This window comes from Kitasatospora sp. NPDC091335 (genome assembly GCF_044757205.1).
GTDB lineage: Bacteria > Actinomycetota > Actinomycetes > Streptomycetales > Streptomycetaceae > Kitasatospora.
The window spans coordinates 88417-115308 of the sequence record NZ_JBIVUM010000011.1 but is presented as its reverse complement, the minus strand read 5'-3'; the positions used below and the strand labels follow the sequence as shown (position 1 = coordinate 115308).

At 73.5% G+C, this 26892-nt stretch carries 22 protein-coding genes and 1 riboswitch; of the genes, 10 read left to right on the top strand and 12 right to left on the bottom strand.

Annotated features, from left to right (window positions below; translation table 11 throughout):
- Positions 1-72: 72 nt before the first annotated feature.
- Complete coding sequence (gene ribA, locus ACIQOW_RS23475; protein WP_401087913.1) at positions 73-702, bottom strand: GTP cyclohydrolase II; 630 nt, start codon at positions 700-702, stop codon at positions 73-75.
- Between the two features lie 361 nt (positions 703-1063).
- Between ribA and gdhA the strand changes: the two genes are divergently transcribed.
- The 3 genes from gdhA (at position 1064) to ACIQOW_RS23460 (ending at position 4510) form a co-directional block, all read left to right on the top strand.
- On the top strand, positions 1064-2455 hold the full coding sequence (gene gdhA, locus ACIQOW_RS23470; protein WP_401087911.1) for an NADP-specific glutamate dehydrogenase: 1392 nt from the start codon (positions 1064-1066) through the stop codon (positions 2453-2455).
- 117 nt (positions 2456-2572) lie between these two features.
- Entirely contained in the window at positions 2573-3448 is an 876-nt protein-coding gene (locus ACIQOW_RS23465) for a GyrI-like domain-containing protein (protein WP_401087909.1), read from the top strand.
- Positions 3449-3745: 297 nt separating this feature from the next.
- Complete coding sequence (locus ACIQOW_RS23460) at positions 3746-4510, top strand: VOC family protein (RefSeq protein WP_401087908.1); 765 nt, start codon at positions 3746-3748, stop codon at positions 4508-4510.
- 17 nt (positions 4511-4527) lie between these two features.
- Here ACIQOW_RS23460 and lnt read toward each other — a convergent pair whose 3' ends face one another.
- From lnt to ACIQOW_RS23445, 3 genes are all read right to left on the bottom strand, one after another.
- Positions 4528-6141, bottom strand: a complete 1614-nt coding sequence (gene lnt, locus ACIQOW_RS23455) for an apolipoprotein N-acyltransferase (RefSeq protein ID WP_401087906.1) — start codon at positions 6139-6141, stop codon at positions 4528-4530.
- Positions 6142-6363: 222 nt separating this feature from the next.
- Positions 6364-9996 carry a cobaltochelatase subunit CobN gene (cobN, locus tag ACIQOW_RS23450; protein ID WP_401087904.1) on the bottom strand — a complete coding sequence of 1211 codons (3633 nt, stop codon included), beginning with the start codon at positions 9994-9996 and terminating at the stop codon, positions 6364-6366.
- A complete protein-coding gene (locus ACIQOW_RS23445; RefSeq protein WP_401087902.1) occupies positions 9993-10169 on the bottom strand; it encodes a hypothetical protein in 177 nt (58 codons plus the stop codon). The genes cobN and ACIQOW_RS23445 overlap by 4 nt, the downstream gene beginning before the upstream one ends.
- 48 nt (positions 10170-10217) lie before the next feature.
- Positions 10218-10304, bottom strand: a riboswitch (cobalamin riboswitch).
- A gap of 179 nt (positions 10305-10483) precedes the next feature.
- On the opposite strand from ACIQOW_RS23445, the gene ACIQOW_RS23440 reads away from it, so the two are divergent.
- Genes ACIQOW_RS23440 through ACIQOW_RS23430 form a run of 3 tightly spaced genes read left to right on the top strand, consistent with a single transcriptional unit; the run spans position 10484 to position 14045 of the window.
- Positions 10484-11908: a hypothetical protein gene (locus ACIQOW_RS23440; RefSeq protein WP_401087900.1), complete on the top strand. Its 1425-nt coding sequence runs from the start codon at positions 10484-10486 to the stop codon at positions 11906-11908.
- Positions 11905-12531: a precorrin-8X methylmutase gene (locus ACIQOW_RS23435; protein WP_401087898.1), complete on the top strand. Its 627-nt coding sequence runs from the start codon at positions 11905-11907 to the stop codon at positions 12529-12531. The genes ACIQOW_RS23440 and ACIQOW_RS23435 overlap by 4 nt, the downstream gene beginning before the upstream one ends.
- Positions 12528-14045 (top strand): precorrin-2 C(20)-methyltransferase, encoded by a 1518-nt coding sequence (locus tag ACIQOW_RS23430; protein ID WP_401087896.1) that lies wholly within the window; start codon positions 12528-12530, stop codon positions 14043-14045. Before ACIQOW_RS23435 ends, ACIQOW_RS23430 begins: the two co-directional genes overlap by 4 nt.
- Before the next feature lie 142 nt (positions 14046-14187).
- On the opposite strand, the gene ACIQOW_RS23425 is transcribed toward ACIQOW_RS23430, so the two are convergent.
- Positions 14188-15927, bottom strand: coding sequence for a TIGR03767 family metallophosphoesterase (locus ACIQOW_RS23425; RefSeq protein WP_401087894.1), 1740 nt, complete (start codon positions 15925-15927; stop codon positions 14188-14190).
- A gap of 386 nt (positions 15928-16313) precedes the next feature.
- Between ACIQOW_RS23425 and ACIQOW_RS23420 the strand changes: the two genes are divergently transcribed.
- A complete protein-coding gene (locus tag ACIQOW_RS23420) occupies positions 16314-17573 on the top strand; it encodes a cobalt-precorrin-5B (C(1))-methyltransferase (protein ID WP_401087892.1) in 1260 nt (419 codons plus the stop codon).
- 146 nt (positions 17574-17719) lie between these two features.
- Positions 17720-19249 carry a UDP-N-acetylglucosamine 1-carboxyvinyltransferase gene (locus ACIQOW_RS23415; RefSeq protein ID WP_188297505.1) on the top strand — a complete coding sequence of 510 codons (1530 nt, stop codon included), beginning with the start codon at positions 17720-17722 and terminating at the stop codon, positions 19247-19249.
- A 161-nt stretch (positions 19250-19410) separates the two neighbouring features.
- Here the strand turns inward: ACIQOW_RS23415 and ACIQOW_RS23410 are convergent, their stop codons facing one another.
- The 5 genes from ACIQOW_RS23410 to ACIQOW_RS23390 form a co-directional block, all read right to left on the bottom strand.
- Positions 19411-19914 (bottom strand): DinB family protein, encoded by a 504-nt coding sequence (locus ACIQOW_RS23410; RefSeq protein ID WP_401087890.1) that lies wholly within the window; start codon positions 19912-19914, stop codon positions 19411-19413.
- Between the two features lie 79 nt (positions 19915-19993).
- A complete protein-coding gene (locus tag ACIQOW_RS23405) occupies positions 19994-20731 on the bottom strand; it encodes a cobalt-precorrin-6A reductase (RefSeq protein WP_401087888.1) in 738 nt (245 codons plus the stop codon).
- Positions 20731-21492, bottom strand: a complete 762-nt coding sequence (gene cobM, locus ACIQOW_RS23400; RefSeq protein WP_380692874.1) for a precorrin-4 C(11)-methyltransferase — start codon at positions 21490-21492, stop codon at positions 20731-20733. The genes ACIQOW_RS23405 and cobM overlap by 1 nt, the downstream gene beginning before the upstream one ends.
- Positions 21489-22772, bottom strand: coding sequence for a precorrin-6y C5,15-methyltransferase (decarboxylating) subunit CbiE (gene cbiE, locus ACIQOW_RS23395; protein WP_401087885.1), 1284 nt, complete (start codon positions 22770-22772; stop codon positions 21489-21491). Before cbiE ends, cobM begins: the two co-directional genes overlap by 4 nt.
- A gap of 213 nt (positions 22773-22985) precedes the next feature.
- Positions 22986-23411, bottom strand: a complete 426-nt coding sequence (locus ACIQOW_RS23390; RefSeq protein ID WP_401087883.1) for a gamma-glutamylcyclotransferase family protein — start codon at positions 23409-23411, stop codon at positions 22986-22988.
- Between the two features lie 132 nt (positions 23412-23543).
- On the opposite strand from ACIQOW_RS23390, the gene ACIQOW_RS23385 reads away from it, so the two are divergent.
- On the top strand, positions 23544-24689 hold the full coding sequence (locus tag ACIQOW_RS23385; RefSeq protein ID WP_401087881.1) for an EamA family transporter: 1146 nt from the start codon (positions 23544-23546) through the stop codon (positions 24687-24689).
- On the opposite strand, the gene ACIQOW_RS23380 is transcribed toward ACIQOW_RS23385, so the two are convergent.
- Positions 24643-25248: a dihydrofolate reductase family protein gene (locus ACIQOW_RS23380; RefSeq protein WP_401087879.1), complete on the bottom strand. Its 606-nt coding sequence runs from the start codon at positions 25246-25248 to the stop codon at positions 24643-24645. The genes ACIQOW_RS23385 and ACIQOW_RS23380 overlap by 47 nt on opposite strands.
- 145 nt (positions 25249-25393) lie before the next feature.
- Here ACIQOW_RS23380 and ACIQOW_RS23375 point away from each other — a divergent pair, with 145 nt between their 5' ends.
- Positions 25394-25969, top strand: a complete 576-nt coding sequence (locus tag ACIQOW_RS23375) for a TetR/AcrR family transcriptional regulator (protein ID WP_401087877.1) — start codon at positions 25394-25396, stop codon at positions 25967-25969.
- A gap of 302 nt (positions 25970-26271) precedes the next feature.
- On the opposite strand, the gene ACIQOW_RS23370 is transcribed toward ACIQOW_RS23375, so the two are convergent.
- Complete coding sequence (locus ACIQOW_RS23370) at positions 26272-26835, bottom strand: EF-hand domain-containing protein (RefSeq protein WP_401087876.1); 564 nt, start codon at positions 26833-26835, stop codon at positions 26272-26274.
- Between the last annotated feature and the right edge of the window lie 57 nt (positions 26836-26892).

Sequence of the window (26892 nt, the reverse complement as noted above, 5' to 3'; positions counted from 1 at the left end):
TCGCTTGCCGTCGGACGTCCGGCAGCGGTCGGCAGACCGTGCGGTCCGCCGGCCGCGGGACCGTACGACCGCTCAGCCGACCAGCCGGGAGAGCTCGATCGTGTGCCCCGTCCGCTCCGCCTTCGCCCGCAGGTAGCGGATGTTGCTCGCCGACAGGTGCACGCCCGTCGGCACCCGGTGCCGCACCGCCACCCCCAGCTCGGCCAGCTGCGCCGCCTTGTCGGGGTTGTTGCTCAGCAGGTCGATGTCCGTGGCGCCGAGCGCGGCGAGCATCTGGGCGGCGGCGGTGTAGTCCCGGCCGTCCTCGGGCAGGCCGAGCGCGGTGTTGGCGTCGTACGTGTCAAGGCCGGAGTCCTGGAGGGCGTACGCGTCCAGCTTGTTGTAGAGCCCGATGCCGCGGCCCTCCTGCCGCAGGTAGAGCAAGTACCCGCCGGCCTCGCTGATCCGCTCCACCGACTCGCGCAGCTGCGGCCCGCAGTCGCAGCGGTCCGAGCCGAAGACGTCGCCGGTCAGGCACTCGGAGTGCAGCCGGACCAGTGGCGTCCCGCCCTCGGGGGCCGTACCGAGCGCGAGCGCCAGGTGCTCGGCGCCGTCGGCGAGGCCGCGGAAGGTGAAGACCTCCGCCTCGGCGCGGAAGCCGTCGGGGAAGGTCAGCGGGATGCGCACACGCGAGCGCACCGTGGCGGAGCCGGGCTGCGGCATGGGTGGGCCTCCGTGGATCGGTGGTGGACGAACCGGGGCGAACGGTCGGATGTGAGCCGGACCGGGGCGTACCGGATCGAGGTGGGGTCGATCGGACCCGGACGGATCGTGGTGGGTCGGAGATCGACCGTACTAGGTAGTTCCAATTTGAACAACTAGGGGCCGGTGGGACCGGGCCCGACTGCGGAGGTCCACAGGGCCCCACCAGCCCCGTCCGTTCCCACCAGGGCTTCCAGCATGTGGATGGTGCGGAAACCGGGGTGTGGACACTGCGAGACTTCCACCGTTCCCTGGGCACGTCCCCCCGGCCCACGGGAGCACTGCGCAAGTCCATCGACGACCACGGAAGGGTCCTGATCAGATGCCGACGACCCCCGCCACCCCCGCCTCCTCGTCCGCAGACTTCGCCGCCGAGCAGCGCGCGATAGCGGCGCTCTACGCGGACGTGATCCGCCGCAACCAGGGCGAGAACGAGTTCCACCAGGCCGTCCACGAGGTGCTGGAGACCCTGGCCCCGGTGCTCGCCCACCGCCCCGAACTCCTCGACGCCCGGATCATCGAGCGGATCTGCGAGCCCGAGCGGCAGCTGATGTTCCGGGTGCCGTGGACCGACGACTCCGGCGACATCCACGTCAACCGCGGCTTCCGGGTGGAGTTCAGCAGTGCCCTCGGCCCGTACAAGGGTGGGCTGCGCTTCCACCCGTCGGTGAACCTCGGGATCGTCAAGTTCCTCGGGTTCGAGCAGATCTTCAAGAACGCGCTCACCGGTCTGCCCATCGGTGGCGGCAAGGGCGGCTCCGACTTCGACCCCAAGGGTCGTTCGAACGCCGAGATCATGCGGTTCTGCCAGTCCTTCATGACCGAGCTGTACCGCCACCTCGGCGAGTACACCGACGTTCCGGCCGGTGACATCGGCGTCGGCGGCCGGGAGATCGGCTACCTCTTCGGCCAGTACAAGCGGATCACCAACCGGTACGAGAGCGGCGTGCTCACCGGAAAGGGCCTCGGCTGGGGCGGCGCGCAGGTCCGCACCGAGGCCACCGGCTACGGCTGCGTCATGTTCACCGCCGAGATGCTGCACAGCCGCGGCGAGAGCCTGGACGGGCGCCGGGTGGTCGTCTCCGGCTCCGGCAACGTCGCGATCTACGCGATCGAGAAGGCGCAGCAGTTCGGTGCGACGGTGCTGACCGCCTCCGACTCCTCCGGCTACGTGGTGGACGAGAAGGGCATCGACCTCGCGCTGCTCAAGGAGGTCAAGGAGGTCCGGCGCGGCCGGGTCTCCGAGTACGCCGAACTGCGCGGCAGCCACGTCCGGTTCGTCGAGGGCCCGGGGGTGTGGAGCGTGCCCTGTGACGTCGCGCTGCCCTGTGCCACCCAGAACGAGCTGACCGAGGCCGACGCGCTCGCCCTGGTGCGCAACGGGGTGCTGGCGGTCGCCGAAGGCGCCAACATGCCCACCACCCCGGAGGCGGTGCGGGTGTTGCAGGAGGCCGGTGTGGCCTTCGGCCCGGGCAAGGCGGCGAACGCGGGCGGCGTCGCGACCAGCGCGCTGGAGATGCAGCAGAACGCCTCGCGCGACTCCTGGACCTTCGAGCACACCGAGGAGCGGCTGGCCGGGATCATGAAGCACGTCCACGACTCCTGCTTCACCACCGCCGAGCGCTACGGCCACCCGGGCAACTACGTGGTCGGCGCGAACATCGCCGGCTTCGAGCTGGTCGCGGACGCGATGCTGGCCCAGGGCGTGATCTGAGCCGTTGACCGCCGCCACCCGGCGATCGGTGCCCGACCGGAGCGGGCACCGATTGTCGGGTGCGGCAGGGTGAGTCCTTCCTACGGTGGATGTCGGTAAGGGAAGGACGGGGTCGACGTGCTGGAGCACCTGAACCGGGCGATGGACCGGATCGAGCAGGACCTGGACCGTGAGGTCGACGTGGCCGGGCTGGCGCGGATCGCGATGACGTCGGAGTACCACTTCCGGCGGCTGTTCTCGATGCTCGCCGGGATGCCGTTGTCGGAGTACGTCCGGCGCCGGAGGCTGACCGTCGCCGGGGCGGAAGTCCTGGACGACCGGCGGACGTTGCTCGACATCGCGGTCCGGTACGGCTACTCCTCGGGTGAGGCCTTCGCCCGGGCGTTCCGGGCCATGCACGGCGTCGGACCCGGGGAGGCCCGGCGCGACGGTGCGGTGCTCGTCTCGCAGCCCCGGATGTCCTTCCGACTCATCGTGGAGGGAAGCAGCAGCATGGAATACCGGATCGTCGAGAAGCCGGACTTCCGGATCGTCGGCAGGAAGGCCCGGGTCACCCTGATCTACCTGGGGATCAACCCGGGGATCGCCGAGTTCATCAAGGGGCTCGAAGCGGAGACGGTCCAGCGGATCGCCGCCCTGTCCGGGGACGAGCCGGACGGCATCGTGTCGGTGAGCGACGACTTCTCGCCGAACCGCGAAGAGGGGTCCGAACTCGACTACTGGCACGCGGTGGTGGCGCGCGAGGACGTCGTCGTCCCGGCGGGCCTGGACGTTCTCGACGTGCCGGCCGGAACCTGGGCGGTGTTCACCAACACCGGACCGTTCCCGCAGGCCCTGCAGGAGATGTGGGGGGACGTGGCCGCCCAGTGGTTCCCGTCCAACCCGTACGAGGCGCGGCCCGGCCCGGAGATCCTCCGGACCCGGCCCGTCCCGGGGACGAGCGATGCCGAGGCGGAGCTGTGGATCCCGGTGGCGAGGGCCGCGCGGGGCTGACGGCGGTCGCCGGTGACCGGCCGTCGGGGACCGGCGGGCGACGGCTGACAGATGACAGCTGACAGATGACGGATAACAGATGACAGCTGACAGATTTCGAAATCTGTCAGCTGTCATCTGTTCGTCCGTTCGCCCCTGCCTGTCCCCGTCCGTCCCCACCCGCCCCCGTTCGGCCCACCACCGCCCGCCACCCTCCGTCTCCGCCCCGCATGCTGGGGCCAGCGGTGCGGGGGCCGGGGCGGGGAGAACCGCGGGGAAAACCCGGGAGTTCCCGAGCAAGCTGCGAGGACAGACGTCATGAAGCAGACCTCCGTGACCACCAACGCCCCCTGCTGGACCGAGCTGGGCACCTCCGATCCGGCCGCCGCCCGGGCCTTCTACACCGAGCTGTTCGGCTGGCGGGTGGACGACACGGCACGCCCCGGGGACGGCGACTACACCCAGATGCTGGTCGGGGACGCCCCGGCCGCCGCCATCACCCCGCGCTACGCGCCGCAGCAGCCGATCGCCTGGACGGTCTGCATCGCGGTGGCCGACACCGACGCCACCGCGGCGAGGGTCGTGGAGGCCGGCGGCCGGATCCTGAAGGACCCCACCGACGCGTCCGACTTCGGCCGCTTCTCGGTGGCCGCCGACCGGTCCGGCGCGGTGCTCATCCTCTGGCAGGCCCGCACCTTCGGCGGCGCCGGGGTGTTCAACGAGCCGGTCTCGCTCGGCTGGGTGGAACTGCTCACCCGCGACCCGGCCGGCGCCCTCGCCTTCTACCCGGCGGTCTTCGGCTGGTCCGTCGCCCCGTCCGAGCACTACCCCCAGTGGGGCCTGGACGGCCGGGACTTCGGCGGCATGCTGACGATGGACGACCGCTTCCCGCCCCAGGTGCCGCCGCACTGGCTGCCGTACTTCGCGGTCGCCGACGTCGACAACACCGTCAGCCGGGCCCTGGCGCTCGGCGGGGACGTGCTGATGCCCGCCACCGGTGTGCCCGGAGGCCGGCGGATCGCGGTGCTGCGCGATCCCCAGGGCGCCGCGTTCGGCGTCTACACCGCAGGCACCGAGGGCTGACCGGAACCGGGCCGACCCTACCGGCGGTGCTGGACTGGCGGGGCCGGCCCTACTGGCGGGTTCGACCCCACCGACCCGCCCGGCCGGCGCGCCGCCCACCCCGCCCGCGCCGCCACCGCCGTGACCAGCAGCGCCCCCAGCGGCACCACGTCGCCGATCCGGTCGTACCAGGTCACCGTGCCGGGTGCGGTGAGCGGCAGTCGGACGGTCAGCACGCCGGTGCCGTCCGTACCGAGCCGGGCGAGTTCCCTGCCCTGGGCGTCGAAGGCGGCCGAGACGCCGGTCAGCGAGGCCTGCACGGCCGGCCGGCCGGTCTCGGCGGCCCGGATCGCCGCCAGCGAGACGTGCTGCTCGGGTGCCCAGGTGCGCTGGAAGGTCGAGGTCGACGACTGGTAGACCAGCACCCTGGCGCCGTCCCGGGCCGCGGTGCGGGCCATGTCGGGGAAGGCCGACTCGAAGCAGATCAGCGCCCCGACCGGCAGCGGCGCGCCCGTCCGGTCGGTGGCCGGCAGCACGTGGAACGCGGTGCCCGGCGCCCGGTTCTCGCCCGCCGCCCGGCTGACCCCGGCGATCCAGCCGAGCACCGGCCGCAGCGGGATGTACTCGCCGAACGGCACCAGCCGGATCTTGCGGTAGCGGTCCACCACACCGCCGGGGGAGACCAGCACCGCGTCCTTGGAGATCCGTCCGTCCGCCTTGCGCGCGTCCTCCCCGGCGATCACCTGGGCGCCGGTGGTCGCGGCGAGCCCGCGCAGCGCGTCCAGCGCGGCCGGGTCGCGGTCCAGGTCGGCGGCGCTGCTGCTCTCGCCCCACACGACCAGGTCCACCGGCTGTCCGACCAGCCCGGCCGTGATCCGCGCGCTCGCCTCGAACCTGGCCCGGGGGTCCTCGACGATGCCGGGCTGGACCAGCGCCACGCTCACCGCCCCGTCCCCGGCGGGCGCCTCGCGCAGCGCGAACAGCAGCGGGCCGGAAGCGAGCACCAGCACGGCCGCCCCGGCGGCGACGGCCCGCGGCCGCCAGTGCACCGCGGTCAGCGCGATCAGCACCCCGGTGTTCACGGCCGCCACCGCCGCGCTGACCAGCCAGATCCCGCCGGCCGAGGCCAGCGCGAGGACCGCCGGATGCTGCCACTGGGTCGCTCCGAGCAGCGCCCACGGCCCGCCGAGCGCTGGCCAGGAACGCGCGTACTCGGTGGTCACCCAGACCGCCGGCACGACCGCCAGTGCGAGCAGCGCCCGACGGGCGGTCAGCCGCGGGTGCAGCAGCCGGTGCACGGCGTACCCGACGGCGCCCTGGAGCGCCCCGAACAGCACCGCGAGCACTGGCAGCCCAGGCCCGATGGACGGGACCAGCCAGTACATCGCGGTCAGGATGAACCCCGCGCCGAACCACCAGCCGCGCACCGCCGCCTCCCGCCCCGAGGGCGCCCGCTGCATCAGCAGCAGTCCGGGGACGAGCGCGACCCAGGCCAGCCAGGCCTGCCCGGGGGCGGGGAAGGCGAGCACCGGCACCGCCCCGGCGGCCAGCGCGCCGATCCGCGCGCGGTACGGATGCGGCGGGTGCGGCTCCCGTTCCCCGGCGGCAGGCGTGCTCAGGGCCGGGCTGGTGGGAGCGGAGCGACGCGACATGACCCGTATTGTCCGCTTGGACGGCGTGTACCACCAGTACGCCGATCGGCCGAACGGGTGAAGAGAACGCCATCTCCGGAACTGATGGAACCCCTGGCACCGATGGAACTGATGGCACCCATGGCACCGGTCGAACGAGCGGTCTGTCAGAAACGACGAGTCGTGCAGCGATCGACCCGGGGCGGCCTGCCGTGGGCACGCCCCGGGTCGCCTCACCCGGCCTCAGTCCTCGCTGCCGCCCTCCAGGTCACCCTCGGTCTCCAGGAACGCGGCCTGCAACTGCGCGATCAGCTCCGGGTCCGGCTGCTCCCACAGCCCGCGGCTCGCCGCCTCCAGCAGTCGCTCGCTGATCCCGTGCAGCGCCCACGGGTTGGCGCCCGCGAGGAACTCCCGGTTGACCGGGTCGAGCACGTACTCCTGGGTCAGCTTCTCGTACATCCAGTCCGCGACCACGCCCGTGGTGGCGTCGTAGCCGAACAGGTAGTCCACCGTCGCGGCCATCTCGAAGGCGCCCTTGTACCCGTGGCGCCGCATCGCCTCGATCCAGCGCGGGTTGACCACCCGGGCTCGGAAGACGCGGGCGGCCTCCTCGGTCAGGGTGCGGGTGCGGACGGTCTCCGGGCGGGTCGAGTCGCCGATGTAGGCGGTCGGCGCCTTGCCGGTGAGGGCGCGCACGGTGGCCACCATGCCGCCGTGGTACTGGAAGTAGTCGTCCGAGTCGGCGATGTCGTGCTCGCGGGTGTCGGTGTTCTTCGCGGCGACGGTGATCCGCTTGTACGCGGTCTCCATCTCCTCGCGGGCCGGGCGCCCGTCCAGCCCACGGCCGTACGCGTAGCCGCCCCAGACCGTGTACACCTCGGCCAGGTCGGCGTCGGTGCGCCAGTCCCGGCTGTCGATCAGCTGGAGCAGCCCGGCCCCGTACGTGCCGGGGCGGGAGCCGAACACGCGGACGGTGGCCTTGCGCTCGTCGCCGTGGACCGCGAGGTCGGCCTGGACGTGGGCCCGGACGAAGTTGTCCGCGTCGTCCTCCTCCTGGGCGGCGGCCAGGCGCACCGCGTCGTCCAGCAGGGCGACCACGTGCGGGAAGGCGTCCCGGAAGAAGCCGGAGATGCGCAGCGTGACGTCGATGCGCGGGCGCCCCAGCTCGGCCTGCGGGATCGGCTCCAGACCGGTGACCCGGCGGGAGGCGTCGTCCCAGACCGGGCGGACGCCGAGCAGCGCGAAGGCCTCGGCGATGTCGTCGCCGGCGGTGCGCATCGCGCTGGTGCCCCAGAGCGAGAGCCCGACCGAGGGCGGGTAGGCGCCGTCGTTGTCCGCGCGGTAGCGCTCGACCAGCGAGGCGGCGAGCGCCTGGCCGGTCTCCCAGGCGAGCTTGCTGGGGACGGCCTTCGGGTCGACCGAGTAGAAGTTGCGGCCGGTCGGCAGCACGTTGACCAGGCCGCGCAGCGGCGAGCCGGACGGGCCGGCCGGGACGAAGCCGCCCTGGAGCGCGTGCAGCACGGCGTCCAGCTCGTCGGTGGTGGCGGCCAGTCGAGGCACCACCTGGGTGGCGGCGAAGGCCAGCACCTCGCGGACGGCGTCCCGGACGGCCTCCGGCAGTGCGACGATGACCTTCTCCACCGCCTCGGGCGCCCAGTCCTCCGCCTCCATCGCCTCGACCAGGGCGCGGGCCTCGGCCTCGGCCGCGTCGGTGGCGCCCAGGGTCGGGGCCGACTCGTCCAGGCCGAGCGCCTCGCGCAGGCCGGGCAGCGCGCTGACGCCGCCCCAGATCTGCCGGGCGCGCAGGATGGCGAGCACGATGTTGACCCGGTCGGTGCCGGCCGGGGCCTGGCCCAGGACATGCAGGCCGTCGCGGATCTGGGCGTCCTTGACCTCGCAGAGCCAGCCGTCGACGTGCAGCAGGAAGTCGTCGAAGCCGTCGTCCTCGGGCCGCTCGGCCAGGCCGAGGTCGTGGTCGAGCTTGGCGGCCTGGATCAGCGTCCAGATCTGGGCGCGGATCGCGGGCAGCTTGGCCGGGTCCATCGCGGCGATGTTGGAGTGCTCGTCCAGCAGCTGCTCCAGGCGGGCGATGTCGCCGTAGGAGTCGGCGCGGGCCATCGGCGGGACGAGGTGGTCGACGAGCGTGGCGTGGGCGCGGCGCTTGGCCTGGGTGCCCTCGCCCGGGTCGTTGACCAGGAACGGGTAGACCAGCGGCAGGTCGCCGAGGACGGCGTCGGGGCCGCACTCGGCGGACAGCGCGGCGGTCTTGCCGGGCAGCCACTCCAGGTTGCCGTGCTTGCCGAGGTGGATCACGGCGTCGGCGCCGAAGCCGCCGTCCTCCCGGGCCGCCTCGATCCAGCGGTAGGCGGCCAGGTAGTGGTGGCTGGGCGGCAGGTCGGGGTCGTGGTAGATGGCGACCGGGTTCTCACCGAAGCCGCGCGGCGGCTGGATGAGCACCAGCAGGTTCCCGGAGCGGATCGCGGCCAGCACGATGTCGCCGTCCGGGTTCTGCGAACGGTCGACGTACAGCTCGCCGGGGGCCGGGCCCCAGTGCTCCTCGACGTGCTCGCGCAGGCCCTGCGGGAGGGTGGCGTACCAGCGGCGGTAGTCGGCGGCCGGGATGCGCACCGGGTTGCGGGCCAGCTGGTCCTCGGTGAGCCAGTCCTGGTCGTAGCCGCCGGCCGCGATCAGGGCGTGGATCAGCGCGTCGCCCTCGTGCCCCTCGTCGTCGGCGCGGGTGTGGAAGCCGGGCAGGTCGTCGCCGAGGTCCATGCCCTCCGCGCGCAGCCGCTCCAGCAGCCGCACCGCGCTGGCCGGGGTGTCCAGGCCGACGGCGTTGCCGACCCGGGAGTGCTTGGTCGGGTACGCGGACAACACCAGGGCGAGCCGGCGCTCGGCGGCCGGGACGTACCGCAGCCGGGCGTGCTTGACGGCGGTGCCGGCCACCCGGGCGGCGCGCTCCGGGTCGGCGGCGTAGACGGTGAGGCCGTCCTCGTCCAGCTCCTTGAAGGAGAACGGGACGGTGATCAGCCGGCCGTCGAACTCCGGCACCGCGATCTGGGTGGCGGTGTCCAAAGGGGACAGGCCGTCGTCGCTGGCCTCCCACTGGGCGCGCGACCAGGTGAGGCAGAGCGCCTGGAGGATCGGGCGGTCGAGGGCGGCCAGCGCGCCCGCGTCCCAGGCCTCCTCGTCGCCGCCGGCCTGGGCGTCGGCCGGGCGGGTGCCGCCGGCCGCGAGCACGGTGGTGACGATCGCGTCCGCCTCGCCGAGCGCGGCGAGCAGCTCGGGCTCGGCGCCGCGCAGCGAGGCGCAGTAGTAGGCCCTGGCCCGGGCGCCCCGGTCCTCGACGGCCCGGCAGAGGGTCTCCACGAAGGCGGTGTTGCCGCTCATGTGGTGGGCGCGGTAGTAGAGCACCGCGACGGTCGGGCCCTCGCTCGTACGGGCTTCGCGCTCCAGCGGGCCCCAGGCCGGGGCGGAGGCGGGCGGGGCGAAGCCGTGGCCGGTCAGCAGCACGGTGTCGGAGAGGAACGCGCCCAGCTCGGCCAGGTTGGCCGCGCCGCCGTGGGCGAGGTAGGCGTGCGCCTCGGCGGCGATGCCGGCCGGGACGGTGGACAGCTCCATCAGCTGGGCGTCGGGGGCCTGCTCACCCGTCAGCACCACCACCGGGCGGGGGCCGGCCAGCAGCGCGTCCAGGCCCTCCTGCCAGGCGCGGCGCCCGCCGAGCAGGCGGACCACGACGAGTTCGGTGCCCTCCAGCAGTGCGGGCAGGTCGTCCGGGGTGAGCCGGGCCGGGTTGCCGAGCCGGTAGCGCACCGGGCCCTCGGACGCGCGGGCGCTGAGCAGGTCGGTGTCGGACGTCGACAGCAGCAGGATCATGCGAAGGCCCTCCCGGCCTCTTCGGTGGCCAGGGTGGCCGGGATCTGGGCCGGGTCGGCCGCGGTGGCGGCCTGGACGGCCGGGGCGTCGACCGGAGCGGTCGTGACGGTGGCCGGAACGGCCGTGGTGGCGGCCGGGGACGCGAGCGCGGGCATGCGACAGCGCTGGGACATTTCTGCCTTCCTCGGGGTCCGCGCCCCGGGCCGGTGAGAGGACGGCAGGAGTTCCTGGCTTCCGCGGGCCGACCGGTCTACCGGTGAACCGCGGTCACAGTGGCGGGACCGCACCGGGTTCGCACCGGTTTCCTCCCCTGCGCCGTCGCTGGCGTACGGACGGCCCGCGGGGGCCGCCCGCCAGCATCGTACGGGGTGCGGCTGACCTGGGGGAGGGTGAGCTTTCGGACGCCGACGCGAGGGGCGGGCCGCGAGGCCGGGGTGTGATGCAGCGGACGGAGGCAAGCGATCGGATCATCTGTATGCTCGCCGCCATGCCACCGACACCCGACGCCATCGCGCCGGGCGCCGCAGGACCCGACCGGGAGGTGCCCGACCGGGGGCGTGCGGACGCCTGCCCCGGGGCGCTTCGTCTGCATGCGGCCGACGACGGCGCCCTGGCCCGGATCCGCCTGCCCGGCGGCCTGTTGACGGACCGTCAGGCGTTCGCGCTGGCCGAGGCGTCCGAGGTCCTCGGCGACGGCGAACTGGAGACCACCTCGCGCGGCAACGTCCAGCTGCGCGGCCTGGCTTCGCACTGTGCGGCCGAACTCGCCGAGCGGCTGCGCGCCGTCGCCCTGCTGCCCTCGGACACCCACGAGCGGGTCCGCAACATCGTCGCCTCGCCGCTGGCCGGACTGGGCGCGGTCGAGGACGCCGCCGGGATCGCCTCGGGAACCGCCTCGGGCACCGCTTCCGCAGGCGCCTCGGGAGGCGCCGATGTGCAGGCCTGGGTGCGGGAACTGGACGCGCGACTGTGCGCGAGCGGCTGGGCGGCCGGGCTCTCCGGCAAGTTCCTGTTCGCGCTGGACGACGGGCGGGGCGACGTCGCCGCGCTCGACGCCGATGTGACATTGATCGCAGGCCCGGACGGCACCCGGCTGCTGCGCCTCGGACGCGACGGTCACGGGCACCCGGTCGAGGCCGGGCAGGAGGTCACGGCCGTGCTGGACGCGGCCCGCTCCTTCCTGGAGGCGCTGCGGACGAACGGACGCAAGGCCTGGCACCTGCGCGAGGTGCCCGAACTGCGGCCGGCCGGCTCGGTGCCGCTGCCGGCCTTCGCCGGCTCGGTGCCCGCCGTCGGCGCGCTGCCCGGCGGGCTCTCGGTGGGGCTGCGCTTCGGCCGGGCGAGCGCCGGGCAGTGGCGGGCGCTGGTTGCCGCCTCGGCGGGCGAACTGCGGCTGACGCCCTGGCGCGGGGCGGTGCTGCCCGGCGCGACGGCCGACCGGCTGCCCGCGCTCGCCGCGGCCGGGTTCCGTACCGAGCCGGGCTCGGCCTGGGAACGGGCCACCGCGTGCACCGGGCTGCCTGGCTGCGCCAAGTCGCTGGCCGACGTCCGCACGGACGCGGCCCGGGCGCTGGACGCCGGTACTGCCGTGCGGGCCGGTGCGGGGCTGCCCGTCCACTGGTCGGGCTGTGAACGGCGCTGCGGCCACCCGGCCGGGCGGTGGGTGGACGTGCTCGCGACCGGGCGCGGCTACCGGGTGACGGTGAACGGGGCGCGCGTGGGCGCGACGGCGACCGCGACCGTCGCCGATCCGACGAGCGCTGATCAGGTGAGCGCCGATCCGACGAGCACTGATCCGATGAGCATTGATGTGACGAGCACCGATGCGACGAACGTCCACGTGACGGGCGTCGATGTGACGAACGAGGAGATGGCCGAGGCTGTTGCCGCGGCCAGGAGGACCACGAAGTGATCGAGTACGAGAAGGACGGCGCGTCCATCTACCGCCAGTCCTTTGCCACCATCCGCGCGGAGGCCGATCTGGCCGCCCTCCCGGCGGACGTCTCCCAGGTCGCGGTGCGGATGATCCACGCCTGCGGGATGGTCGACCTGGTCGGGGACCTGGTGTACTCGCCCGGCGTGGTCGCCTCCGCGCGCGCCGCGCTGCGCGCCGGTGCGCCGATCCTCTGCGACGTCAACATGGTCGCGAGCGGTGTCACCCGCAAGCGGCTGCCCGCCGACAACGAGGTGATCTGCACCCTCGCCGACCCGTCGGTGCCCGATCTCGCCCGGGTGATGGGCAACACCCGCAGCGCCGCGGCCATGGAGCTGTGGCTGCCCCGGCTGGAGGGCGCGGTGGTGGCCGTCGGCAACGCGCCGACCTCGCTGTTCCGGTTGCTGGAGATGATCGAGGCGGGCGCGCCGCGACCGGCCGCGGTGATCGGCGTCCCGGTCGGCTTCATCGGTGCCGCCGAGTCCAAGCAGGCCCTGGCCGAGCACCCCTCCGGCCTGGAGCACCTGGTGGTGCGCGGTCGGCGCGGCGGCAGCGCGATGGCCGCCGCCGCCGTCAACGCGATTGCGAGCGAAGAAGAATGACGGAGCGTCAGAATCCCACGGGTCGGCTGTACGGCGTCGGGCTCGGCCCGGGCGATCCGTCGCTGGTGACCGTCCGCGCCGCCGAACTCATCGGCAAGGCCGACGTGGTGGCCTACCACAGTGCCCGGCACGGCCGGTCCATCGCGCGCTCGATCGCCGAACGGTACCTGGCGGGCGGCCAGATCGAGGAGAAGCTGGTCTACCCGCTCACCGTCGAGAGCACCGACCACCCGGGCGGCTACCGGGGCGCGCTGGACGACTTCTACGAGGAGGCCGCCGCCCGGCTGGCCGCCCACCTGGACGCCGGGCGCGACGTGGTGGTCCTCGCCGAGGGCGATCCGCTCTTCTACGGCTCCTACCAGCACATGCACAAGCGGCTCGCGCACCGCTACCCGACCGAGGTGGTGCCCGGCGTGACCTCGCTCAGCGCGGCAGCCGCCCGGCTCGGGCAGCCGCTGACCGAGGCCGAGGAGACGCTCACCGTCATCCCGGGCACGCTGCCCGAGGAGGAGCTGACGGCGCGGATCGCGGCCGCCGACTCGGCCGTGATCATGAAGCTGGGACGCACCTTCCCGACCGTCCGCCGGGCCCTGGAGCGGGCCGGGCGACTGGCCGACGCGCAGTACGTGGAACGGGCCTTCATGGCGGGGGAGCGGGTCCTGCCGCTCACGGAGGTCGACGACGAGACGGTGCCGTACTTCTCGGTCGCGGTGCTGCCGAGCAGGGTCGCGCCGCTGGAGCCGGAGGTCCGGCTGTCGGACGGCGTCGGCAGTGTGACCGTGGTCGGCACCGGGCCGGCCGGTCCGCTCTGGCTGACCGCCGAGGCGCGCGGGGCGCTGGCCCAGGCGACCGACCTGGTCGGCTACACCACCTATCTGGACCGGGTGCCGGAGCGGCCGGGGCAGCAGCGGCACGGCTCGGACAACAAGGTGGAGTCGGAGCGCGCCGAGTTCGCCCTCGACCTGGCCCGGCGCGGGCACCGCGTCGCGGTGGTCTCCTCGGGGGACCCCGGGGTGTTCGCGATGGCCACCGCGGTACTGGAGGTCGCCTGTGAGGAGGCGTACCGGGACATCCCGGTACGGGTGCTCCCCGGCATGACCGCCGCCCACGCGGCCGCCTCCCGGGCGGGCGCCCCGCTCGGGCACGACTACGCGACGGTGTCGCTCTCGGACCGGCTCAAGCCGTGGGACGTGGTGGCGAAGCGGCTGCGCGCCGCCGCCGAGGCGGACCTGGTGCTCGCGCTGTACAACCCGGGGTCGAGGTCCAGGACCACCCAGGTCGGGCTCGCCAGGGACCTCCTGCTGGAGTACCGGGCGCCGGAGACGCCGGTGGTGATGGCCCGCGACGTCGGCGGCCCGACCGAGCGGGTGCGGATCGTCCGGCTGGGCGAGCTGGACCCGGCGCTGGTCGACATGCGGACCATCCTGCTGATCGGCTCCTCGCAGACCCGGGCGGTCGAACGGGGCGGCGGCGTGGAGGTCGTCTGGACCCCTCGGCGCTACCCGGAGGAGTGACGGGCGACAGATGACAGCGAACAGATGATGAAATCTGTTCGCTGTCATCTGTCATCCGTTTTCTGTCAGCTGTCAGCTGTCCTCAGCCGGTCGGCCCCGCCCACGTCCCGCGCCCCGAACCCCGCCCCCCGCCCCCCGACCGCTACCGGGTCGGCTTGGCGATCAGCAGCTCGGTGTTGTGGTCCTGGCCCGCGCCGAGCAGCGCCGTCGGGCGGCCGTTCGGGTCGTTGTACGACAGCTCGCGGTAGAGCGCGGCGAGGTTGGCGTCCGAGGTGCCGCCGAAGTCCGTCCCGTACGGCGCGGAGGACTCGATCAGCGTGGTGAACAGCGAGAGCGTGCCGTCCCCGTTGTCCGCGATCTCGATGATCCGTCCGTGCTGCGGGTAGTCGATGTGCGAGGCGGTGTTGACCTCCCAGAACGCCCGCTCCGGCACCGCGTGGCCGTGCGGCGTGATCTTGTTCATGTGGGTGTGCCCGTTCACCCACGCGACCACGTTCGGGTAGCGCTGGAGCAGCGCCACCAGTTCGTTGCCGTCGTGCCGCTTCTCGAAGACGTTGCGCGGGTCCGGCAGCAGGTTGCCCATCGTGCCGCTGGTGTGGTGGCTGAAGACGAGGACCAGCTCGTCCGTGCTCCCACCGGTCACCTTGCGCCCGTCGGCGTCGTACCAGTGCCCGCTGTGCGCCTGCAACTGCTGCTCCAGCCAGCGCAGTTGCGCGGTGCCCAGCGAACCGTCGGCGAACCCGGCCTGGTTGGTGGTGTCCAGGCTGATGCCGACCACCTTCTCCGAGATGCGGAAGGTGTAGTAGAGCTTGCCGCTGTTCGCCATGTCCGAGGTGAAGCCGTGCCCGTACGGACCGGCGCCGGTGACCGCCGGGTTCAGGTGGGCCTTGGCGAACTCCTTGAGCGTGAACGGCTTCCGGCGCTCGTCCGGGGTGATCCGGCGCACCGCCTCGCCGTTGGCGATCAGCTTCGCCAGCAGCAGCACGGCGCCCGCCGGGTCGCGGCGCAGCGAGTCCATCAGCTGGGCGGCCGTGGCGTCGTCGCAGCCCTCCAGCTTGTACTGGCCGGTGTAGAGGTCGTTCAGCAGCCCGAGGTCGGGCAGCGAGCCCTCGATGCTGTCGTCGTGGTTGCCGACCGTGGTGTACCAGGGCGTGCGCAGTCCCGGCGCGTCGAAGGGCCGGCCGGCGGCGGACAGGAAGCCGGGTATCTGCGGGAAGCCCTTCGCCTTGTAGCCGTCGCTGTAGGCGAGTTCGGGGTTCCAGTAGGCGGCGTTGCCGGAGTTCTGGACGCCCTCGTAGCGGCCGGGGTCGCCGGTGCTCTGAGCCAGCCGGCCGCCGCACATGACCTTGAGGTACCAGTCGAGTTCGGCGACCTCGTGGTTGTCGGTGTTGTCACCGGTGGTCATCACCATGCTGAACGGCATCCCGGTGTACGGGCCGCCGGCGAGCGAGTTGACGCGCTCGACGAGCGCCGAGACACCGCGGGCGTTCAGGGCCTCCTGCGGCCGGTACGCGCTGCCGTTGAGCTTGGCCAGGTACTCGAAGCGCACCGGGGACTCGGTGTCCACCAGGTGCAGGTCGCTGAACTGGACGAAGCTGGCCAGGCCGGTTCTGCGGTCGTCCCGTCCGGTGGCCGCCGCCGCGAGGTCTCCGCGCACCACCAGCGGCCAGCCCGGTCCCGCCGTCAGCCGCTTGTAGCCGCCGGTGCCGACCGGCGTGGCCACCTGCTCCAGCGTCGTCCCGGTGACCTTGACCGCCCGTGCGGCGGTCGTCGCCAGCGCCCGGTCGCGCGCCGCGGCCGAGGCGAACTGCGCGCCGCCCAGCGACAAGGCCGACCAGGCGGCGGCCACCGACGTACCGGTGAGGAACGTGCGCCGACTCATCCCTGCCACAAAAACCCCCACATGCTGATGGCCCGGCGAGGAGGTGAGCCCTCGTCCGGGCCCACGTCTGTCATGAACCCGCTTCTGGCGGACCGCCAGATTACTCACTGGTAGGCGTGGCGGCGAGAGTCGTGCAGCGAACTCTTGGGGAACGCGGAGCGGCGCCTCCTCCGCGTCTCGCGCACGGGTGCAGCCCCGGCTCGCCCGGCTGCTCGGGGCTCGCCCGCCGGGGTGCGGAGCGGCATCCCCGCAGCTCGCGCCCGACCCGGCGACCGCCACCCCGGTCGGGTCCGGCCCGGCCGGGTGGGGGAAAATCGGCGACGGCGGCCGGTGCGGACGCCGGGACGGAGCAGGACGGCGCGGGCGCCGTCGGAAACGGGGCGCAGGTGGCCGCAGCGGGAGCCGGGGCGGAATCCGGAGCGGGCGGCCGGGCAGGCCAGCTGAAGAGCAGCGGCCTGCGGCCCGGCTGGACGACGGGCGCCTGCGCCACCGCCGCCACCAAGGCCGCCTACACCGCGCTGCTCACCGGCGAGTTCCCGGACCCGGTGGTCATCACCCTGCCCAAGGGGCAGCAGCCCGCCTTCGCCCTCGCCGCCGAGGAGCTGACCGTCCGCGAGCCGTTGACGGGCGGCAAGCCGTCAGCCGTCGACGATGAGCGGCCCGTCGACAATGAGCGAACCGTCGCCGGGGAGCCGGCCGCAACCGAAGAGCCGGGCGTCGAGAAGCGGACCGCCGCCATGGCCGGAGTGGTCAAGGACGCGGGCGACGACCCCGACGTCACCCACGGCGCACTGGTCCGTTCGACCGTACGGTCCGGCGAGCCCGGCACCGGGGTGGTGTTCCGGGCCGGTCCAGGGGTGGGGACGGTCACCAAGGCCGGTCTTCCGCTGCCCGTCGGCGAGCCCGCGATCAACCCGGTGCCCCGGCAGATGATCCGGGACGCCGTCGCCCAGGTGGCAGCCGTGCACGGCGGCAGCGGGGACGTGGTGGTCGAGATCTCCGTCGACCACGGTGCGGAGATCGCCCGCTCCACCTGGAACCCCCGGCTCGGCATCCTCGGCGGCCTGTCCATCCTCGGGACGACCGGGGTGGTCGTCCCCTACTCCTGCTCGGCCTGGATCGACTCCATCCGCCGCGGCGTGGACGTGGCCCGGGCGGCCGGGCGCACCCACGTGGCGGGTTGCACCGGTTCGACCTCGGAGAAGGTCGCGGTCGCGGAGCACGGGCTGCCCGAGGACGCGCTGCTGGACATGGGCGACTTCGCGGGTGCCGTGCTCAAGTACCTCAAGCGCCACCCGGTGCCCCGGCTGACCATCGCGGGCGGCTTCGCCAAGCTGTCCAAGCTCGCGGCCGGCCACCTCGACCTGCACTCGGCGCGCTCCCAGGTGGACAAGGGGTACCTGGCCGAACTGGCCCGTCGGGGCGGGGCGGACGAGGCGCTGGCCACAGCGGTCGCGGGCGCCAACACCGCACTGGAGGCGGTGCAGTTGTGCGGTGCGGCGGGGGTGCCGCTCGGGGATCTGGTCGCCGAGGCGGCCCGGGCGACGGCGCTCGGCGTGCTGCTGGGCTCGCCGGTCGCGGTGGACGTCATCTGCATCGACCGGGCGGGCACCGTCGTCGGCCGGGCGGAGCCGCTCGGGGCGTGACAATGTCACGAGTGTCACGATGGCGCGACAACATCACCTGGTGATGTGAAGAACTGACGTCCATACGGGGCGAGAATCGGGCAAATGGAGCAGCGCGCCGATCCCCGATTCTGTCGTCATCTCAACCATGAGATATCGTCTGGCGAGTGACAGGCGACTACCTCACCCGTATCGGCACCCTCATCCGCACCGCGCGCCAGCACCGTGGCTGGTCTCAGGCGCAGCTCGGCGAGGCGCTCGGAACCAGCCAGAGCGCGGTCAACCGCATCGAACAGGGCAAGCAGAACGTCAGCCTTGAGATGATCGCCCGCATCGGCGAAGCCCTCGACAGCGAGATCGTCTCCCTCGGCTACTCCGGCCCGATGCACCTGCGCGTCGCAGGCGGCACCCGGCTCTCCGGCGCGATCGACGTCCGCAGCAGCAAGAACGCCTGCGTGGCGATCCTCTGCGCCTCGCTGCTGACCACCGGCCGCACCACGATCCGCAGCGTCGCGAGGATCGAGGAGGTCTACCGCATCCTCGAGGTGCTCACCAGCATCGGCGTCAGGAGCCGCTGGATCAACGACGGCCGCGACCTCGAACTCACCCCGCCCGCCGAGCTGGACCTCGCGGCGATGGACGTCGAGGCGGCCCGCCGCACCCGCAGCGTGCTGATGTTCCTCGGCCCGCTGATGCACCGCGCCCAGTCCTTCGCCATCCCGTACGCGGGCGGCTGCGACCTCGGCACCCGCACCGTGCAGCCGCACCTGACGGCGCTGCGCCGCTTCGGCCTGGAGGTCGCCACCACCGGCGGCGCCTACCACGCCTCGGTCGAGCCGGGTGCCCCGATGGACCGCCCGATCGTGCTGACCGAGCGCGGGGACACCGTCACCGAGAACGCCCTGCTGGCCGCCGCGCGGCACGACGGCGTCAGCGTCATCCGCAACGCCTCGCCCAACTACATGGTCCAGGACCTCTGCTTCTTCCTGGAGAAGCTGGGCGTGAAGATCGAGGGCATCGGCACCACCACCCTCACCGTGCACGGCGTCCCCGAGATCACCTGCGACGTCGACTACACCCCGGCCGAGGACCCGGTGGAGGCGATGAGCCTGCTCGCCGCCGCCGTCGTCACCTCCTCCGAGCTGACCATCCGACGGGTGCCGATCGAGTTCCTGGAGATCGAGCTCGCGGTGCTGGAGGGCATGGGTCTCGACTACGATCGCACCCCCGAGTACCGGGCCCACAACGGCCACACCCGCCTGGTCGACCTCACCGTGCGCCCCTCCAAGCTGACCGCGCCGATCGACACCATCCACCCGATGCCGTTCCCCGGCATCAACATCGACAACGTGCCGTTCTTCGCCGCCATCGCCGCGGCCGCGCACGGCACCACGATGATCCACGACTGGGTGTACGACAACCGCGCGATCTACCTGACCGAGCTGACCCGCCTGGGCGCGGATGTCAAGCTCCTCGACCCGCACCGCGTGCTGGTCCAGGGCCCGACCCGCTGGCGCGCCGCCGAGATGATGTGCCCGCCGGCCCTGCGCCCCGCCGTGGTGATCCTGCTCGCGATGCTCGCCGCCCAGGGCACCTCCGTCCTGCGCAACGTCTACGTCATCAACCGCGGCTACGAGGACCTCGCCGAGCGCCTCAACTCCATCGGCGCCCAGATCGAGACCTTCCGCGACATCTGACAGTCCGTCATGTCGCTGACCGGCCTCACCCTTCGAGGCCGGTCAGCAACAAGGCAACCTCCAGCCCGGTGTTCAGGTACTCCACGAACACCGGGTTGTTCAACGCCCGGACCGAGCGCCGCTCCCGGACCAGCCCAATTCCCGGTGCCGGCCGTCCGGCGCTACTCGCCGGTGGTGCCGTCGAGGTGTTCGCGGAGGAGGTCGGCGTGGCCGTTGTGGCGGGCGTACTCCTCGATCATGTGGGTGAGGATCCAGCGGAGCGAGAAGACCTCCTCGCCGTAGTGGCCCAGGACGTCCAACGACTCCGCGGCGGCGACGAGTTCCCTGGCGTGGTCGCACTCGCGGCGCCAGACGGCGAAGGCCTCGTCCGGGTCGGCGGTGTCGGTGTCGAACTCGGCGAAGGACCCGTCCGGATGCTTCCAGAAGCCGGGCTGGCCTTCGTCGTTGAGGACGTTGCGGAACCAGCTGCGCTCCACCTCGGCGAGGTGGCGGACCAGGCCGAGCAGGGAGAGCCCCGAGGGTTCCAGTGCGCGGGCGCGGAGCTGTTCCGTGGTGAGGCCCGCGCACTTCATCGCGAGGGTGTCGCGCTGGTAGTCCAGGAAGCCTGCCAGCGTGGCGCGTTCGTCGGCGGTGCGGGGAGTCCGGGTGCGCTGATCATCGGTCATCGGGCCATCCTGCCCCGCGCGCGACGAGCCCGCCCGGAATTTCACGGCGACCACGGCGGGGGCCGTGGTCGTGCTGGTTCTACCGCAGTTGCTCCAGCCAGCGGACCGCGCCCGGGACGTCCGGGACGACCGGTACGCCGGCGGGGACCGGCGGGCGCTCCACGATGACGACGGGCAGCCGGAGCCGGCGGGCGGCGGTGAGCTTGGGGGCGGTCGCGGCGCCGCCGCTGTCCTTGGTGACCAGCAGGTCGATCCGGTGTTCGCGCAGCAGCGACAGTTCGCCCTCCAGCGTGAACGGCCCGCGGTCCAGCAGGACTTCGAACGAGGGCGGCACCGGGGGCTCGGGTGGGTCCACCGAGCGGGCGAGGAAGTGGAGCCCGTCGAGATGGGAGAAGGCGGCGACGCCCTGCCGGCCGATGGTCAGGAAGACCCGCTCCCCGCGACGGGGCAGCAGGTCGGCCGCCGCGGCGAGCGAGGGGGCGGGGAGCCAGCGGTCCCCGTCCGCCCTGGTGAAGCCGGGACGGCGCAGCACCAGCAGGGGGACGCCGGTGGCGGCGGCCGCGAGGGCGGCGTTCCGCGAGATGCCGGCGGCGAACGGGTGGGTGGCGTCGACCACCGCGTCCACGTGCTCCGCGCGCAGCCAGTCGGCCAGGCCCTCGGGCCCGCCGAAGCCGCCGATCCGCACCTCCCCGACGGGCAGCCGGGGTTGGGCGACCCGGCCGGCCAGCGAGCTGGTGACCCGGTGTGCGATCGGGGCGAGTTCGGCGGCCAGCGTCCGCCCTTCGGTGGTCCCGCCGAGGATGAGCAGGTGGCGCATCACGCCCCGCAGGGCTCGTGCGGGCGCTCGCGGTCCGCCGAGTAGAGGTGGCTGTCGCGGAACTGCCCGGCGGCCAGGGTGCGGCCGACGATGATGACGGCGGTGCGGACCACGCCCGCCGCCTTGACCTGCTCGGCGATGTCGCCGACGGTGCCGCGCAGCACCAGTTCGTCGGGGCGGCTGGCCATCGCGACCACGGCGGCCGGGCAGTCGGCGCCGTAGTGCGGGAGCAACTGCTCGACCACGTCGTCCACGTAGCCGGCGGCCAGGTGCAGCACCAGCAGGGCGCCGCTGCGGCCGAGGGTGGCGAGGTCCTCGCCCTCGGGCATCGGGGTGGCGCGCTTGGCGATCCGGGTGAGGATGACGGTCTGGCCGACGGTCGGGACGGTCAACTCCCGCTTCAGCGCGGCCGCGGCGGCGGCGAAGGCGGGCACGCCGGGGACCACCTCGTACGGCACGCCGGCCGCGTCCAGGCGGCGCATCTGCTCGGCGACGGCGGAGAAGACGGACGGGTCCCCGGAGTGCAGCCGGGCCACGTCCTGGCCGGCCTCGTGGGCGGCGACCAGCTCGGCGGTGATCTGGTCCAGGTTGAGCTGCGCGGTGTCGATCAGCCGGGCGCCGGGCGGGCACTCGTCCAGCAGCTCGCGCGGGACGAGGCTGCCGGCGTACAGGCAGACCTCGGCGCGGGCCAGGATGCGCTGGCCGCGCAGGGTGATCAGGTCGGCGGCGCCCGGGCCTGCTCCGATGAAGTGGACGGTCACGAGGCGTTCTCCTGAGGGGTGTCGGGCCTGACGGGGTCGGGCTTGTGGGCGTCGGGCTCGCGGGCGTCGGGCTTGACGGCGGACCACTGGGTGACCGGCATGGCCTGGCGCCACCCGGTGAAGCCGCCCACCGGGACGGCGTGGGCGACGGAGAGTTTGACGAGCTCCCCGCCGTGGCGCCGGTACCACTCGGCGAGCAGCGCCTCGGACTCCAGCGTCACGGTGTTGGCGACGATCCGGCCGCCCGGGCGCAGCGCGGCCCAGCAACCGTCCAGCAGGCCGGGCGCGGTGAGGCCGCCGCCGATGAACACGGCGTCCGGGGCGGGGAGTTCGGCGAGCGCCGCGGGGGCAGGCCCGGTCACCACCCGGAGCCGGGGCACGCCGAGGGCGGCGGCGTTGCGGGCGATCCGCTCGGCCCGTGCCGGGTCGCGCTCGATGCTGACGGCACGGCAGTCGCGGTGGGCGCGCAGCCACTCGATGGCGATCGAGCCGGAGCCGCCGCCGACGTCCCAGAGCAGTTCGCCGGGGGAGGGGGCCAGGGTGGCGAGGGTCGCGGCGCGGACGTGGCGCTTGGTGAGCTGCCCGTCGCTCTCGTACGCGGCGTCGGGCAGGCCGGGGACGAGTGAGGTGCGGGGGCCGTCGCCGAGGTCGACGGCGATGACGTTCAGCGGGTCGCCGGGCGGGTGCGGCCAGCCGTCGGCGGGACCGTCCAGGTGGCGTTCGGCGGGGGCGCCGAGCTGTTCGAGCACCCGCAGGCGGGCGGTGCCGTAGCCGCGGGCGGTGAGCAGCTCGGCGACGGCGGCCGGGGTGGCGGCGTCGGCGCTGAGCACCAGCAGGCGGCGGCCGGGGTGGAGGACGAGCGAGAGGGTGTCCAGCGGGCGGCCGACCAGGCTGACCACCTCGGTGGCCTCCAGCGGCCAGCCGAGCCGGGAACAGGCGTAGGAGACGGAGGAGGGGTGCGGCAGGACGCGCAGGCGCTCGGCGCCGACGGTCTCGGCGAGAGTGCGGCCGATGCCGTAGAACATCGGATCGCCGCTGGCCAGGACGGCGACGCGGCGGTCGGCGTGGGCGGCGAGCAGCCCGGGGACGGCCGGGCGCAGCGGGGACGGCCACGGGACGCGCTCGGCGGTGACCTCGTCGCGGGGGAGCAGGTCCAGCTGGCGGGGGCCGCCGATGACGGCTTCGGCCTCCCGCAGCGCGGCCCGGGAACCGGCGGCGAGGCCGGGCCAGCCGTCGGCCCCGATCCCGACGACGGTGATCGGGGGTGGCAGCTCGGGCACCGGATGGCTCCTCGTCGTTCGGTCCTGCGATGGTGCGGGCCGGCGATCCTGCCGGCCGGGGCAGCCTACCTGGCGGTATGCGGGCGCTTCGGTGCCGGGATCACGCGGGCGATGGAAAACGGCTGACAGATTTCAGCCGACAGCCGACAGCCGACAGATTTCAGATAACAGATAACAGATTTCAAACTCTGTTCCGTGTTCGCCGCCACCCGCTCACCGCTCCGCCCAGTCCCCCGACTCGATCAGCGCCGGACGTGCCCGCAGCCGAGCCGCCGCGGCCGGCCCGGCGAGGTAGACCCAGGCCTCCCGAAGCTCACCTGCCGCCGTCCGCACCGTCATCCGCCGTCGCACGTACAGCCCGGTCCCGTCCGCCCGGCACTCCTCCAGCCGGTCCAGGCTCTCCAGGGCCCCGGCGTACGCGCCCGGGCGCACGGTGACCAGCTCGCCCGTGATCCGGCGCCCGGGCGCCGGGTCCGGCACCGCGTACGGGAAGCCGGGGCCGTCGTGCAGCGCGGCGCCCTCCAGCACCGCTGGCCGGACGTCGGCGCAGCGCCCGGCGAGATGGACGGCGTGGTTGCGGCCGTCGCTGCGCAGAGTGCCGTACACGAAGAACGGCAGGGCCTCCTCGGATGCGGACACGGGTTCGGCCTCCTCGCCGGGGAGCGCCCACGGTACGTCCTGTGGTCCGATTCCTGATACCGGCTGGCGCTCCGGGCCCTCCATGCGCTGTCATGGCGACTGTTCAGCCAGCACCGTCCAAGGGGGACACACATGACACCCTCCGCTTCCTCCCAACCGGCCGCGACTCCCGGCCCCGCCTCGGCCACCCCCGGCCCGGCCACCGCCGACCCCGGCCCGGCCTCGGCGGACCCCGCCGACCCGGCCGACCCCGGCGCCCCCGCCCCGCTCCCGCCCGCCGACACCCACCCCACCCCCCGGCTCGGCGGCGCGGTCTGGCTGGCCCTCCTGGTGGTCTACATCGTCTGGGGCTCCACCTACCTGGCGATCCGGATCACCGTGGAGACGATGCCCTCCTTCCTCTCCGCCGCCGCCCGGTTCATCACCGCCGGCCTGCTGCTGGCCGGCTACCTCCTGGTGCGGCAGGGCCCGGCGGGCCTGAAGGTGGGTCCGCGTCAGCTCGCCTCCTCCGCGCTGGTCGGCGTGCTCCTGCTGACCGGCGGCAACGGGCTGGTGGTCCTCGGCGAGACCTCCGTCCCGTCCGGCCTGGCCGCCCTGCTGGTGGCCGCCGTCCCGCTCTGGATGGTCGTGCTGACGGCGCTCGGCGGTGACCGCCCGAGGCCCGCCGAACTCGCCGGAGTGCTGCTCGGCTTGGTCGGCCTCGGCGTCCTGTCGGCCCCCGCGATCGGTGGGTCGGTCAAGCCGGTCGGCGTGGTCCTGATCCTCTGCGCCGCGATGCTCTGGGCGACCGGTTCCTTCGCGAGCAAGAAGATCCCGATGCCGGGCAACGTGCTCGCCGCGAGCGTCTACCAGATGCTGGCCGGCGGCTTCTGCGACCTGCTGATCGGCCTGGTCCGCGGCGAGCAGCGGGGGCTCGATCTCGGGGCGATCTCCGGCCGGTCCTGGCTGGCCCTCGCCTACCTGGTGCTGTTCGGCTCGCTGCTCGCCTTCACCGCGTACTCCCGGCTGCTGCGCGACGCCCCGCTGACCCTGGTGGGCACCTACGCGTACGTGAACCCGGTGGTGGCGGTGCTGCTGGGCTGGCTGATCCTGTCCGAGCCGCTGACCGGTCCGACCCTCGCCGGCGGCGCGATCGTGGTGGTGGGCGTCTGCCTGGTGGTGAGCGGCAGCCGGAGCCGGAGCCGCCCGTCCCGGACTGCGAAGCCGACTCGGACCACGAAGCCGCCCCGGACTACGAAGCCGACCCGGCCGGCGAAGGGGCAGTCCGCTCGTAGGTGAGCACGACGTTCCCGCGCTCGAAGATCCGGCTGTCGGTGAGGGTGAAGGAGTGGGGCGCGAAGTCCGCGGAGAACAGTGGAACGCCCGACCCGGCCACCACCGGGTACTGCTTGACGATCAGCTCGTCGATCTCGGGCAGCAGCCGGCCGGCCAGGTCGGCGCCGCCGCAGAGCCAGAGGCCGAGCCCGTCCTCCTGCTTCAGGCGCCGGACGACGCCCAGCGGGTCCTCGGCGGTGACCTCGACCGCCGGGTCCGGGCTGGTGCCGAGCGTGCGGGAGAAGACGATCTGCCGCAGGTGAGCGTAGGGGCTGGTGAGACCGATCGCCAGCCCCGGTTCGTAGGTGCGGCGGCCCATCAGCGCGGTGTCGAACCGCTTGTTCGGGGCCTCCGCGATGCCGACCGCCGCGCGGCCGGGGGTGGGGATGGTCTCGGGGTACTCGGTGAAGAGCGTCGGGGCGTAGTCCTCGGTGACGAACGGCATCAGGAAGTCGGGGTCGCCGTCCGGCGCCGCGATGAAGCCGTCGATGCTGGCGCCGACGAAGTAGCTGAGCTTGCGCATGCAGGTCCTCGGGGTCGGGAACGGGGGCCGGACGGCAGGTCCGGGTGACGGGGAGGGCCGGTTCGGCACCCCCCGCGAACAACTCCAATCATAGTACTTCAGGCGTAGTGGTTGGCAGGGTGATGGCGAAGGAGAGAATCGATCCATGGTCCAGAACCCCGCTCGCCGCACCGCGCTCGCCGACGCCGTCATCGAGGTCCTCGCCCGCGAGGGCGCCCGCGGCCTCACCTTCCGCGCGGTCGACGTCCAGGCCGGCGTCCCCAACGGCACGGCCTCCAACTACTTCGCCAACCGGGACCACCTGCTGCACCAGACCGCCCGGCACATCCACCACCGGCTCACCCCGGACCCGGCGGTCCTCGCCGAGCTGCTGCGCGCCCCCCGTGACCGCGCGCTGGTCACCGCCCTGATGCACGACCTGCTCCGCCGCATCACCGCCGACCGGGCCGGTTACCTCGCGCTGCTCGAACTGCGCCTGGAGGCCACCCGCCGCCCCGAACTGCGGGCCCAGCTCACCGCCACCGTCCGGGAGCAGCTGGAGGCCAACATCGCCTACCACCTGGACGAGGGCTTCCCCGGCGGCCGGGATACCGTCGTCGTGCTCTACCTCGCCATGACCGGCCTGATCCTCGAACACCTCACCCTGCCCGAGGTGTTGGGCGTCGACGGCCTCGCGGCGCTGGTCGACACCGTCGTCGAGCGGATCGTCCCGGCCGCCTGACCGCGGCGAGCCGCGGGGGAGTGCCGCTCGGTCGGCCGGTCGGCCGGTCAGGCGGAGGCGAACACGAAGGCCTCCGCCGGTCCGAACCGGTCGCCGACGTCGCCCACCGGATCGCTCAGCCCGTCAGGTCCCTCCCCGCCGCCTCCTGGGCGGGCCGTCCCCACGCTTCCGGCTCGCGGGGACGGCATCGGGCCGGCCGGGCTCACTCCGCCGGCCGGGCTCGCTCGGCCCGTCAGGCTCACTCGAACCACGAAACGCGCTCGGCCCGTCAGGCTCACCCGGCCCGTCGGGCACCCACGGGTTCAGAGCGAGTACGGCGGCTTCCCCGTCCACCAGTTGCCTGGTGCCTCCGGGTCGCGGCTGGTCCAGTACTCGATGATCGCGCTGGTGAACTCGGCCGCCGAGAGCACACCGTCGCCGTCGGTGTCGAGGTGACGGAAGGCCTCGTCGGCGTCGTCGCGGGAGAGGCCGGCGAAGTGGCCGCGCTGGAAGACGAAGAACTCCCCGGCGTCCACCGTTCCGCTGCGGTCGGCGTCGGCGACGGCGAGGAAGGCTCCGGCGAGCGCGCCGTAGATCTCCCGCGCCTCCTCCGGGGCGTCGGCGAGCGGTCCGGTCGAGGACCGGAACTGCTCGCGGGTGATCGCCTCGGTACCGGCGGGCAGCCGGGCGAGATGCAGGTCGTGCCAGACCGTCAGGTAGGCGCGGACTATCAGGGCCTCGGCCTCCGAGCCCTCCTGGTGGCCGAGCGAGCGGGCCACCGACAGGCCCATCAGGACGTGGTCCCGTTCGGTGAGCAGGCCGTCGCCGTCGGCGTCGAGGTGATCGAACCCGTGGTTGATCTTTGCGATGAGCAGGTCGTCCGACACATGCGCCCCCTCGGCTGGTGATTCCTTGCCCGGTCTCCTACGTCACTTCGCCAGCAC

Bases quoted from the DNA above. Each gene is read 5' to 3' on its own strand.
- ACIQOW_RS23440 (WP_401087900.1), top strand. From the start codon at position 10,484: ATGCCACCGACACCCGACGCCATCGCGCCGGGCGCCGCAGGACCCGAC.
- gdhA (WP_401087911.1), top strand. From the start codon at position 1,064: ATGCCGACGACCCCCGCCACCCCCGCCTCCTCGTCCGCAGACTTCGCC.
- cobN (WP_401087904.1), bottom strand. From the start codon at position 9,996: ATGATCCTGCTGCTGTCGACGTCCGACACCGACCTGCTCAGCGCCCGC.
- ACIQOW_RS23430 (WP_401087896.1), top strand. From the start codon at position 12,528: ATGACGGAGCGTCAGAATCCCACGGGTCGGCTGTACGGCGTCGGGCTC.
- ACIQOW_RS23375 (WP_401087877.1), top strand. From the start codon at position 25,394: ATGGTCCAGAACCCCGCTCGCCGCACCGCGCTCGCCGACGCCGTCATC.
- ACIQOW_RS23410 (WP_401087890.1), bottom strand. From the start codon at position 19,914: ATGACCGATGATCAGCGCACCCGGACTCCCCGCACCGCCGACGAACGC.
- lnt (WP_401087906.1), bottom strand. From the start codon at position 6,141: ATGTCGCGTCGCTCCGCTCCCACCAGCCCGGCCCTGAGCACGCCTGCC.
- ACIQOW_RS23385 (WP_401087881.1), top strand. From the start codon at position 23,544: ATGACACCCTCCGCTTCCTCCCAACCGGCCGCGACTCCCGGCCCCGCC.
- ACIQOW_RS23405 (WP_401087888.1), bottom strand. From the start codon at position 20,731: ATGCGCCACCTGCTCATCCTCGGCGGGACCACCGAAGGGCGGACGCTG.
- ACIQOW_RS23380 (WP_401087879.1), bottom strand. From the start codon at position 25,248: ATGCGCAAGCTCAGCTACTTCGTCGGCGCCAGCATCGACGGCTTCATC.
- ACIQOW_RS23425 (WP_401087894.1), bottom strand. From the start codon at position 15,927: ATGAGTCGGCGCACGTTCCTCACCGGTACGTCGGTGGCCGCCGCCTGG.
- ACIQOW_RS23460 (WP_401087908.1), top strand. From the start codon at position 3,746: ATGAAGCAGACCTCCGTGACCACCAACGCCCCCTGCTGGACCGAGCTG.
- ribA (WP_401087913.1), bottom strand. From the start codon at position 702: ATGCCGCAGCCCGGCTCCGCCACGGTGCGCTCGCGTGTGCGCATCCCG.
- ACIQOW_RS23445 (WP_401087902.1), bottom strand. From the start codon at position 10,169: ATGTCCCAGCGCTGTCGCATGCCCGCGCTCGCGTCCCCGGCCGCCACC.